The organism is Actinotalea ferrariae (assembly GCF_019733465.1).
Lineage (GTDB): Bacteria > Actinomycetota > Actinomycetes > Actinomycetales > Cellulomonadaceae > Actinotalea > Actinotalea ferrariae_A.
Map to the genome: position 1 here is coordinate 1 of NZ_JACVQL010000122.1, position 9,412 is coordinate 9,412.

Sequence of the window (9,412 nt, forward strand, 5' to 3'; positions counted from 1 at the left end):
CGGAAACGGGGGCGGCCTCGCTGCATTTCCGGTGAGTAGCCGCCCGACCGTCGCGCGGGCTGCGTCGTTCGCCGGTGCTCGCGTGCGCTTTGAGTCGGCCGGAGTGGCCGCGCGGACGCGCGAGAGCTCTGGTGGTCGGCGTGCCATTCCGTCGAGTGCTCGGTCGCGAGCACCTCGCCGCTTTGCGCAGGTTGCGCCTCACGATCGTGCGTCTCGTGTGATCGGTGATGGGCGCCGGACGTCGCGTGAGACCATGAGAAGTAGTCGAGAAGAGAGGACGTGCCCTCGGTGTCAGAGGACAGCACGGCAAAGGGATCAGCCAGCGGAGACCGTCCGCGGTCGGGGCGCGCAGGAGGTGGCGCGGGTAGTGGCGGTGGACGGCAGGATTCGTCACCTCGCGGTCGCGCCGAGCGTGGTGGCTCTCGTCCCGCAGCTGAGGGAGGCCGTTCCTCGGGCGGTGCCGGGCGGGACTACGACGGCCGTGGCGGAGCTCCTTCTGGTGACGGCCCGCGCGGTGGCCGCAGCTATGCCGCCCGGGGTGGCGCAGGGGGCGGCCGTGACGCCCGGCCCGGTGCGCGTGGATACGTCGACGGCGGTGGCCGGCGAGGTGACGCTCGTGCGGCGGCTTCCGGTAGTGGTGACGCCGACCGCCGGTCGTCGGGCCCTGGTCGTGACCGCGACTCCACCGGTAGCACGCAAGGACGCGGCTACAGCGCGCGCGGAGCCGGTGCGGCCGGATCGCGGGCCGGGAGCTCACGCGACGACGACCGCAGGCCGTACGGTCGCGGCGTCGACGCGCGCGGCGCCAGTGGCGCCGGGTCGTCGCAGGGGCGGGGCGGTTGGGGGACGGCGCAGAGGGCGCCCGGAGGTCCAGGAGCCGGCGCTGCCGCGAGCGGAGAACGACCGGCGGGCGGAGGCCGAGCGGGAGGCACGGATCGCCCGCGAGCCCAGTCCTCGAACGCGGAGGGCGCGCCGCGCTCGGACCGGAGGTCCGGAGACGGTTGGTCGTCCCGCGCCGGGGGAGCGCGTGACAGCGCTGGCGGTCCGCGGGCTGGAGCACGTGGGGCGCCGACGTCGGGTCACGCCGGAGCCCGCGGCGCCTCGCGGGGTGAGTCGCGAGGGGCCACAGGTACGGATCGCGGGGGAGCCGGCCGCGGGGGGCCGCGCCGAGACGCCGTCGACCGTGCCTCGGGGCGTTCGTTCGAGGCGCGGGGCGAGGCGCCCGAGCGCGCTCGTGGCCCTGTGGCACCGCAGATCCCGGACGACGTGCAGGCGGCCGATCTCGACCGTGCTGCGCGCAGCAGGCTGAGGACTCTGAGCAAGGACAACGCCGACGGGGTCGCCCGGCATCTCGTGATGGCCGGACGTCTGCTCGACGAGGACCCGGAGCTCGCGTACGAGCACGCCCAGGCGGCGGTGCGACGCGCCGGTCGGGTCGACGTCGTGCGGGAGGCCGCGGGTATCACTGCCTACCGGACGGGTCGGTATGCCGAGGCGCTCCGCGAGCTACGGACGGTGCGACGGCTCAACGGCTCGGACGAGCACCTGCCGCTCCTCGCGGACTGCGAGCGGGGGCTCGGCCGCCCGGAGCGGGCGATCGTGGTGTCCCAGGAGGACGCCGCTCGGACGCTGCCCGACGACCTCAAGGTGGAGCTCGCGATCGTCGTCGCGGGGGCAAGGCTGGACCTCGGAGACCCCGACGCGGCCCTGGCTGCCCTCGAGACACCCGCCGTGCGCGGGGCGCAGGGCGAGGCGGCCGAGCGGGTCGCGCGGGCTCGCGCGGAGGCGCTGACGGCGGCGGGCCGCTCGGAGGAGGCCGACACGCTCCTGCGGGGGCTGGCCACGGACGACGAACTCGATGTGGTCGTGTACGACCTGGCCGAGGACGACCACGAGCACGAGGGTGGCGGCGGTGACGCGGAGCCCTCCGCCGGCGACCACGCGTCCGGCGAGGGTGACCAGGAGGCATCTGCAGCCGACGAGGCGTTTGCAGCGGAAGAGGTCGCCGGTGAGGCCGCCTCCGGCGACGCCTCGCCGGCCGAGTCCGACGGTGCCGAGGGGCGCGAGGCGGGGGAGGGCTGATGCTGCAGTCCTGCGAGAGCACCCTCGCGACCGCGTTCGACGTCGCGCTGGTGGACCTGGACGGGGTCGCGTACCGCGGACCGGAGCCGATCCCGTTCGCGGCGGAGAGCCTCGGCGACGCACGCGCGGCGGGCATGGGACTCGTGTTCGTCACCAACAACGCGTCACGCGAGCCGGAGACCGTCGCCGAGCACCTCACGACGCTCGGCATCCCGACCGGCCCGGACGAGGTGATGACGGCCGCGCAGGCCGCCGCGGCCGTCCTCGCCGGACGCCTGCAGCCCGGCGCCCGCGTCCTCGTCGTCGGCGGCGCGGGGCTCGTCACCGCGGTGCGCGGCGCGGGCTTCGAGGTCGTTTCGTCCGCCGACGACGAGCCGGTCGCGGTGGTCCAGGGCTTCGCGCCCGAGGTGGGCTGGACGCAGCTGGCCGAGGCCGCCTACGCCGTCCAGCGGGGTGCGTGGTACGTGGTGAGCAACCTCGACCGGACCCTGCCCAACGAGCGCGGGATCGCGCCGGGGAACGGGTCGCTGGTCGGCGTCGTCCGCGCCGCCACGGGTGTCGAGCCGGTCAGCGCGGGCAAGCCCGAGCCGACGATGTTCACGCTGGCTGCCCAGCGGCGCGGAGCGGCACGTCCGCTCGTCGTCGGCGATCGGCTCGACACCGACCTCGGTGGCGCGCGCGCTGCCGGGATGCCTGGCCTGCACGTGCTGACCGGCGTGAGCTCGGCTCGAGACGCGGTGCTCGCGGTGCCGGGTGAGCGTCCGGCGTTCCTCGGGGCGGACCTCCGCTCGCTGCACGTGAGCCACGCCGCCCCGGTGCCCGAGGACGGCTGGTGGGCCTGCGGGGGCGCGGCGGCGACGGTCCGCGACGGCCGTCTCGAGCTGCGCGACGACGCGACGGGCGATCCGCTCGACGTGGCCCGTGCGGCGTGCGCGGCGGTGTGGTCCGCCCAGGACGACGGCCGTGCGGTGGACCCGGCGACGGTGCCCGAGCTCGCGCCCATGGGCTGAGACCGCTTGTGGGCGCCGTGTCCGCGTCGGTGTCGGCAGGTAGCGTGTCCACGTCCGGCGGGCGTCGAGCGACGCCGCGACTCCGGCGCAGCTCGGTCGGTGCCCCGCGCCGGCCGCGGTCGACCGGTGCGGCGCGCCAGGTCGCCCGACGCAGGACCCGAGGAGGAAGTCAGTGAAGCACGAGCTCACGCACGGCGACACGACGGGCGACGACGCCGTCGACCAGGCGATGACCGCGCTCGCCGGTCTGGACGACCGCCCGGTGCGCGAGCACGTCGCCGTGTTCGAGGCGGTGCACGGGGCGCTCGCCGACCGGCTCGCGGAGGGGCCGTGACGACGGCCCCGACGCGCCGCCTCGACGCCGAGCTCGTGCGCCGGGGACTCGTCCGGTCACGGACTCGCGGGGCGGAGCTCGTCTCGCGCGGGCATGTGCGCGTCGACGGCGAGGTGGTCACCAAGTCGTCGTTCCCCGTGCCCGCGGACGCCACGCTCGAGGTCGGCGGCCCCTCCGCCATGTACGTGTCGCGCGCCGCGCACAAGCTCGCGGGCGCGCTCGACGCCCTGGCTGCCGTGCCGGGCGCGCCCGACCCGCGCGGGCGCTGGTGCCTCGACGCGGGCGCGTCGACCGGTGGCTTCACCCAGGTCCTGCTCGAACGCGGCGCCGAGCACGTCCTGGCGATCGACGTCGGGCACGGGCAGATGGACGAGGTGATCGCCGCGGACCCGAGGGTGACCGCTCGGGAGGGTCTCAACGTCCGTGGGCTGACGGCCGACGACGTCCCGCGCCCCCCGGGGCTGGTCGTCGCCGACCTCTCCTTCATCTCCCTGACGCTCGCGGTGGGGCCTCTGCTCTCGGTGTGCGCGCCGGAGGGTGACCTGCTGCTCATGGTCAAGCCGCAGTTCGAGGTCGGGCGCGACCGGCTGGGCCGCGACGGCGTCGTGACGTCGGTCGAGCTGCGGCACGAGGCGGTCGTGACCGTCGCGGACGCGGCCGGACGAGCCGGGGCGACCGTGCGCGCCGTCGTGCCGAGCCCCCTTCCCGGGCCGAGCGGCAACCACGAGTACTTCCTGTGGCTGAGGCCGCGGGCAGCGGGCGCGTCGGGCACGGACCGCGTGGCGCTGCGGGTCCGCGAGGCGGCGCGGCGAGCCGTGGTCGACGGCGTGACGGCCGTCGTCGCGGACGAGCTGCACGGCGCGCCGAGGACCCTCGCATGACGCGCAAGGTCCTCGTCGTGAGCCACGGCGGACGGCCCGAGGCTGTGCACGCGGCCGAGGAGGCGATCCGGGCGCTGCGCACCGCCGGCCTGGAGCCCATCGACGAGGAGGAGCTCGACCGTGTCGACGGGCTCGAGATGGTCGTGGTCCTCGGTGGCGACGGCACGATCCTGCGCGCCGCGGAGCTCGTCCACGGGTCACAGGTGCCGCTCCTCGGGGTGAACCTCGGGCACGTCGGGTTCCTCGCGGAGAGCGAGCGCGAGCAGATCGACGAGGCGGTGCGCCGCATCGCGTCGGGGGAGTACGACGTCGAGGAGCGCCGCACGGTCGACGTCCGCGTGCTGCGGCCCGGCAAGGAACCCGTGACGGACTGGGCGCTCAACGAGGCGACGGTCGAGAAGGCGGACCGCGCCCGCATGGTCGAGGTGGTCGTCGAGGTCGACGGGCGCCCCCTGTCCTCGTTCGGCTGCGACGGCGTCGTGATGGCGACCTCCACCGGCTCGACGGCCCACGCCTTCTCGGCGGGCGGTCCGGTCGTGTGGCCCGACGTGGACGCCATGCTCCTGGTGCCCGTGTCCGCCCACGCCCTCTTCGCCCGGCCGCTCGTGGTCGGTCCTGGCTCCGTGCTCGCGGTCGAGGTGCTGGGACGCTCGCCCAGCGACGGCGTCCTCACGTGCGACGGGCGCCGCAAGGTCGACCTCCCGGCGGGGACGCGCGTCGAGGTGCGGCGCAGCCCCGTGCCGGTCCGCCTCGCCCGGCTCAGCCATGCCCCCTTCACCGACCGCCTCGTGTCGCGGTTCGCCCTCCCGGTGACGGGGTGGCGTGGTCGGGCGCCGAACGGGACGGCCGGGCGCGGGGACGAGGCGGTGCCGCCTGCCGCGGCCGAGACGCCCGCACGCGGCCGCGTCGGCGACCCTGCGGCGGACGCTGACGAGCCTCGACATCCGGACGACGTGGGGCCGCTCGCCGGCGGTGCGCTCAGCGGTCCGGTGGAGGAGCCCGCGTGATCGAGGAGATCCGGATCGAGAACCTCGGGGTGATCGGCAGCGCGACGGTCGCGCTGGGGCCTGGGCTGACGGCGATCACCGGCGAGACGGGCGCCGGCAAGACCATGGTGCTGTCGGGCCTCGGGCTCCTGCTCGGTGCGCGCGCGGACGCGGCCGTCGTCCGCACGGGTGCCAAGCAGGCGACCGCCGAGGGCTGCTTCGTCGTCGACCCGACGTCGACCGTGGCGGAGCGGGCGCGTGACGCGGGCGCCGACCTCGACGAGGACGGCACCCTGGTCGCGCTGCGCACGGTCGCCGCGGCCGGGAGGTCGCGCGCCTTCCTCGGTGGCCGCAGCGTCCCGCAGGCCGTGCTGGCCGAGATCGCCGAGGACCTGGTGACCGTGCACGGTCAGCAGGACCAGGCACGCCTGCGCTCGCCGCGGCACCAGCGCGAGGCGCTCGACGCCTTCGCGGGCGCCGACCACGGGGCGGCGCTCGCCGCGTACCGCGCGGCGTGGACCGAGCGGCAGCGCGCCGCCGACGAGCTCGCCTCGATGGTGTCCAGCACGGCCGAGCGCGCGCGCGAGGCCGAGCTCCTGCGGCTGGGCCTCGCCGAGGTCGAGCGGGTGGCGCCCCTGCCCGGCGAGGACGTCGAGCTCGCGTCCGAGTCCGCACGTCTCGGTCACGTCGAGGAGCTGCGCACCGCGGCCGCGACCGCCCACCTCGCCCTGAGCGGCGACGACGACGGGTCGCCCGGCGCCTCCGCCGCCGTCGAGCTCGCCCGGAGGAGCCTCGAGGGCGTCGCGCAGCACGACCCGGTGCTCGCCGGGCTCGCCGAGCGCCTCGCCGAGGCGCGGTACCTGCTCGACGACGTCGCCGGCGACCTCGTCGGCCATGCGGACGGCCTGCAGGCCGACCCCTCGCGTCTCGAGGAGGTGCACCGTCGACGGGCCGAGCTGACCACGCTCGCGCGCAGCCATGGCGGGGGCTCGGTCGACGACGTGCTCGCCTGGGCCCAGGACGCCGGGCTGCGCCTGCTCGACCTCGAGGGGTCCGAGGACCGGACCGTCGCGCTCCAGGAGCGCCTCACCGAGCTCGACGCTCGTCTGCACGAGCTCGCGACGTCCGTGACGGCCGCGCGGCAGGACGCCGCAGCGCGGCTCGCGGACGCGGTCACGGACGAGCTCGCGGGACTCGCGATGGCCTCGGCCGCGCTCGAGGTCCGCCTGCGCCCGCTCGCGGAGCTCGGCCCGTGGGGCGCCGAGGACGTCGAGATGCTGCTCGTCGCCCATGCGGGCGCCCCTGCGCGACCGCTGGGTCAGGGCGCGTCGGGCGGTGAGCTGTCGCGCGTCATGCTCGCGATCGAGGTCGCGCTCGCGACGGCCCCCGGCTCGGGGGCGGCCCGCCCTCCGACGTTCGTCTTCGACGAGGTCGACGCCGGCGTCGGCGGCAAGGCGGCCGTCGAGGTGGGGCGCAGGCTCGCGGAGCTCGCGCGTCAGGCCCAGGTGGTCGTCGTCACGCACCTCGCGCAGGTCGCGGCGTTCGCCGACCGGCACCTCGTCGTGACGAAGTCGCACGAGGGCGGCGCCGACGTCATCACCGCCTCGGGCGTCCGCCACGTCGACGGGGAGGACCGCGTCGCGGAGCTCGCGCGCATGCTCTCGGGCCAGGAGGACTCGGACGCCGCGCGGCAGCACGCCGCTGAGCTCCTCGAGCGCTCAGTCGTGGGACGATGAGGCCCGATGAGACTCAGCCTGCGTCAGCGCCGAGCCGCCCCTGACGAACCCGGCCTCCACGGGCCCGTCCGCGTGGACCCCCGGACCAAGAACCTCACCAAGCGCCTGCGCCCGGGTGACGTCGCGGTGATCGACCACCTGGACATCGACCGGGTGTCCGCCGAGGCGCTCGCGGCGTGCCGGCCGGCCGCGGTCCTCAACGCGGCCCGGTCGACGTCGGGCCGGTACCCCAACCTCGGCCCGGACATCCTCCTCGCCGCGGGCATCCCGCTCGTCGACGACCTCGGGCCGGACGTCCTGACGCTCACCGAGGGGCGCCACGTCCGCGTCCTCGACGGCGCGGTGTACGACGGCGACCGCGTCGTCGCCGAGGGCACCGTGCAGGACGAGGCGACCGTCGCCGCGGCGATGGAGGAGGCCCGCGCGGGCCTCGCGGTCCAGCTCGAGTCGTTCGCGGGCAACACGATGGACTACCTGCGGCGAGAGCGGGAGCTCCTGCTCGACGGCGTCGGCGTGCCCGACATCGAGACCGAGATCGACGGCCGTCAGGTCCTCATCGTCGTCCGCGGGTACCACTACAAGGAGGACCTCGTCGCCCTGCGCCACTACGTCAAGGAGTACCGCCCGGTGCTCATCGGCGTGGACGGCGGGGCGGACGCGATCCTCGAGGTGGGCTGGAAGCCCGACATGATCGTCGGCGACATGGACTCCGTCTCGGACCGCGCCCTGACGTGCGGCGCCGAGGTCGTCGTGCACGCCTACCGCGACGGACGCGCACCCGGTGTGGAGCGCGTCGAGAAGCTCGGCGTCCGGCACGTCGTCTTCCCGGCCACCGGCACGAGCGAGGACGTCGCGATGCTGCTGGCCGACGACAAGGGCGCCGAGCTCATCGTCGCCGTCGGGACCCACGCGACCCTCATCGAGTTCCTCGACAAAGGGCGCTCCGGCATGGCGAGCACCTTCCTGACGCGTCTGCGGGTGGGCAGCAAGCTCATCGACGCCAAGGGCGTCTCGCGGCTCTACCGCCAGCGCATCTCCAACTGGCAGCTCGCGTGGCTCGTCGTGGCCGGCCTGCTCGCCCTGGGCGTGGCGCTCGCGGCGACCGCCGCGGGTCAGACCATGTTCGGCCTGTTCTTCGCCTGGTTCGACGACGTCTGGTCGTCCGTGCGGGGCCTGTTCGGCGGTGGGGCATGATGCCCCTGGCCGCCACCGACCGAGAGACCTCATCGTGATCGACTTCAGGTATCACCTCGTCTCCCTGATCTCCGTGTTCCTCGCGCTCGCCGTCGGCATCGCGCTCGGGGCCGGACCGCTCAAGGAGACCATCGGCGACACCCTCACGGGTCAGGTCGAGCAGCTGCGGGCCGAGAAGGAGGACCTGCGCGCCCAGCTCGACGAGACCTCGACCGACCTCGCGCAGAGCGAGGCGGCCTTCGCGGCCTCCGCGCCCGACCTGCTCGACGGCGTGCTCGCCGGCCGCCGGGTCGCCGTCGTCCAGGTCGGCGAGGTGCTCCCCGAGGCCCGGGACCAGGTGGTCGAGCGCCTCGGCCAGGCCGGCGCCACGGTCTCCGCGACGGTCCAGGTCACCGAGCTGTGGGACGACCCGGAGCAGCGCTCGTTCCGGCAGGGCATCGCCGGGAGCCTGGTGCAGTGGCTCGACCCGGTCCCGGCCGAGGACGCCGGCACGGGGACCGAGCTCGCCGAGGCGCTCATCCAGTCGCTCGTCACGGCGGAGCCCACCGACCCCGACGTCGTCGGGGCCAACGCGGTGACCGTGATGGACCTGCTCGTCGAGTCGGGCCTCGTCACCGTCGGCGACGGCGGCGTCAGCACCCCGGCCGACGCCGTGGTCGTGCTCGCGGGCCCGACCGTGAGCGCAGCCGAGGTGCAGGAGGCGGCCGAGGCGACACCCGAGGAGCAGGAGCCCGAGGCGCAGGAGCTCGCCGACGCACGCCTGACCTCGGCGGCGCAGATCGCCCGCGCCGCGCAGGACCGGTCCAACGGCGCGGTCGTCGGCGGCGGCGAGGTGACCGACGGGACGCTGGTGCAGCGGGTCCGGCAGGACGAGGCGGCGTCGGGCCGCCTCAGCACCGTGGAGTCGGTGCACACGCTCGTCGGCCAGGTCTCCGTGCCGCTCGCGCTGAGCGCGCGGATCGGCGGGACGGTCGGGCACTACGGGACGACCGAGGGGGCGACCGCACCGGTGCCTGCCCGCGTCGTGCTGCCGCCGGTCCAGCGCATCACGGTCCCGGTGGTGGAGGACCCGGCCGGGACCGAGCCGGGGACGGAGCAGGGATGAGCCGCACGGCCGACGCCGCCCGCGGTGCGGCCCGCGGCCTCGCCGCGGCGGCCCGCGGCGGGCTGACGGCGGCCGTCGTGACGG

Annotated in this window: 8 protein-coding genes; all 8 read left to right on the plus strand. The window is 75.7% G+C overall.

What is annotated here, in order from left to right; all coding sequences use genetic code 11:
- Positions 1–1,242 precede the first annotated feature (1,242 nt).
- The 8 genes from ICW40_RS10760 (at position 1,243) to ICW40_RS10795 (ending at position 9,328) form a co-directional block, all read left to right on the plus strand.
- A complete protein-coding gene (locus ICW40_RS10760; RefSeq protein ID WP_308121743.1) occupies positions 1,243–2,082 on the plus strand; it encodes a hypothetical protein in 840 nt (279 codons plus the stop codon).
- Complete coding sequence (locus ICW40_RS10765; RefSeq protein ID WP_221653825.1) at positions 2,082–3,092, plus strand: HAD-IIA family hydrolase; 1,011 nt, start codon at positions 2,082–2,084, stop codon at positions 3,090–3,092. The genes ICW40_RS10760 and ICW40_RS10765 overlap by 1 nt, the downstream gene beginning before the upstream one ends.
- Positions 3,093–3,264: 172 nt before the next feature.
- Positions 3,265–3,426 carry a hypothetical protein gene (locus ICW40_RS21550; RefSeq protein ID WP_221653826.1) on the plus strand — a complete coding sequence of 54 codons (162 nt, stop codon included), beginning with the start codon at positions 3,265–3,267 and terminating at the stop codon, positions 3,424–3,426.
- Positions 3,423–4,307 carry a TlyA family RNA methyltransferase gene (locus ICW40_RS10775; protein ID WP_221653827.1) on the plus strand — a complete coding sequence of 295 codons (885 nt, stop codon included), beginning with the start codon at positions 3,423–3,425 and terminating at the stop codon, positions 4,305–4,307. Before ICW40_RS21550 ends, ICW40_RS10775 begins: the two co-directional genes overlap by 4 nt.
- The gene (locus tag ICW40_RS10780; protein ID WP_221653828.1) at positions 4,304–5,314 is read left to right on the plus strand and encodes an NAD kinase; all 1,011 of its coding nucleotides are present in this window, start codon (positions 4,304–4,306) and stop codon (positions 5,312–5,314) included. Before ICW40_RS10775 ends, ICW40_RS10780 begins: the two co-directional genes overlap by 4 nt.
- Entirely contained in the window at positions 5,311–7,029 is a 1,719-nt protein-coding gene (gene recN / locus ICW40_RS10785; protein ID WP_221653829.1) for a DNA repair protein RecN, read from the plus strand. The genes ICW40_RS10780 and recN overlap by 4 nt, the downstream gene beginning before the upstream one ends.
- Before the next feature lie 6 nt (positions 7,030–7,035).
- Positions 7,036–8,223 carry a putative cytokinetic ring protein SteA gene (steA, locus tag ICW40_RS10790; protein ID WP_221653830.1) on the plus strand — a complete coding sequence of 396 codons (1,188 nt, stop codon included), beginning with the start codon at positions 7,036–7,038 and terminating at the stop codon, positions 8,221–8,223.
- Between the two features lie 34 nt (positions 8,224–8,257).
- The gene (locus tag ICW40_RS10795; RefSeq protein ID WP_221653831.1) at positions 8,258–9,328 is read left to right on the plus strand and encodes a copper transporter; all 1,071 of its coding nucleotides are present in this window, start codon (positions 8,258–8,260) and stop codon (positions 9,326–9,328) included.
- Positions 9,329–9,412: the final 84 nt, after the last annotated feature.

Bases quoted from the DNA above. Each gene is read 5' to 3' on its own strand.
- ICW40_RS10765 (WP_221653825.1), top strand. From the start codon at position 2,082: ATGCTGCAGTCCTGCGAGAGCACCCTCGCGACCGCGTTCGACGTCGCG.
- ICW40_RS10780 (WP_221653828.1), top strand. From the start codon at position 4,304: ATGACGCGCAAGGTCCTCGTCGTGAGCCACGGCGGACGGCCCGAGGCT.
- steA (WP_221653830.1), top strand. From the start codon at position 7,036: ATGAGACTCAGCCTGCGTCAGCGCCGAGCCGCCCCTGACGAACCCGGC.